The 1,131-nt window shown below is 35.7% G+C and carries 1 protein-coding gene; it reads left to right on the plus strand.

Annotation, left to right across the window (positions count from 1 at the left end):
• The coding region (locus EHR07_RS19000; protein WP_135746612.1) for an IS91 family transposase at positions 1–912 on the plus strand (912 nt) is incomplete at its 5' end.
• Positions 913–1,131: the final 219 nt, after the last annotated feature.

The raw sequence follows: 1,131 nt of genomic DNA on the forward strand, positions 1-1,131 counted from the left end.
AAAAACTTGGTTATTAATACGGATCATTACCATCTTGTTTTTAAGTTACCTACTTTCTGTTATCCCTTTGTTAATACTTTTTATAAAGATTTTCTGAATCTACTCTTTGAGGCTTCAAAGAAAACTATTTATAAAATTATTAAACTTTCTCTCGATAAAGATGTTATTCCAGGTTTTATCATGGTTTTACACACTCATGGAAAACTAAACCAGTTCCACCCTCATATTCATGTTCTTATTACTGATGGGGGATTCGATAAATCTAATAACAAATGGGTTCTTTCTCAAAATAAACTTTTTGATTTTTTCCAGTTCAATTCTATTTACAAAGTCATTCTAAAGAAAGAACTTCTCTCTTTTTACAAAAAACATCTTTCTTTAGGAAACTCTTTTCTAGACTTAATCAATTCTAATTACAAAATGTTCGCTTTTACTTCAGAAAAAATCTCTGAGCCATACCACGTCATCGACTACTTTACTAAATCAATAAAAGGGTCTAACTTAAATGAACAGGATCTTAATACCGATGATGAGATCGTCTCCATTAATGTAGGGAATCTTTCTTCTGATTTGTCCCAAAAAAACTTCATCAAACGTTATCTTTTACATGTTTTGCCTAGCGGAACTAAATCAATTCGCTATTTTGGGATCTATTCTCATAAAGCTAAGAAATGTCTTAATTCTGCAAAACTACATTTCCCTGGAACAAAAAACTTGGATGCTATTACAAACATTCATCCAGAAAACTTCGAACATGAGTCCGATTATTTGCCTTACAAGTTTTGTCCTATCTGTAAAAAACATATGATTCTCATTGAGAAAACTTTACCTTTCCAGATGCCTTTATATGTCGGACATACTTTTGGAGACGAACCACCTAATCTGGAATTCTTTAACTCCATCGCGGCTTAAATTTATGACTCATTTTTGGGTATACATTCTCCATTACTCTCCCAAACTGGGTCACTACGTATAACAGCCGCTAACCACTTCGCTTCGGGACTTGCGCCCTCGCTCGGTCTACGACACATAGGCTTCTGGCACTCCTCTTGCTTACGCAAGCCTCGTGCCAGTCCCTAACGTCCCGTCCGGGACTCAGGGCCAGCCTACGTCGGTTAGCTAGTTCGTTAT

The sequence above is a fragment of the Leptospira bandrabouensis genome (assembly GCF_004770905.1).
GTDB classification, from domain to species: Bacteria; Spirochaetota; Leptospiria; order Leptospirales; family Leptospiraceae; genus Leptospira_A; species Leptospira_A bandrabouensis.